This is a genomic window from Streptomyces endocoffeicus (assembly GCF_016741935.1).
In the GTDB taxonomy this organism is placed as follows: domain Bacteria; phylum Actinomycetota; class Actinomycetes; order Streptomycetales; family Streptomycetaceae; genus Streptomyces; species Streptomyces endocoffeicus.
Genome location: NZ_JAERRG010000268.1, coordinates 1 through 202, shown reverse-complemented (window position 1 = coordinate 202; position 202 = coordinate 1). Strand labels below are relative to the sequence as shown.

The window sequence follows — 202 nt, the reverse complement described above, 5'->3', positions numbered from 1 at the left end:
ACACCGCCCTCACCCACCTCATCAACGACATCGGCCCCCTCACCGGCATCATCCACACCGCCGGAACCCTCGCCGACACCACCATCGACCACCTCAACACCGACGCACTCACCACCACCCTCGCCCCCAAAGCCAACCCCGCCTGGTGGCTCCACGAACTCACCCAAGACCAAGACCTCGCCCTGTTCGTCGTCTTCTCGTC

The 202-nt window shown here is 64.9% G+C and carries 1 protein-coding gene; it reads left to right on the top strand.

What is annotated here, in order from left to right; genetic code table 11:
• On the top strand, positions 1-202 hold a 202-nt coding region (locus tag JK364_RS54915), incomplete at both ends, for a ketoreductase domain-containing protein (protein ID WP_201858956.1).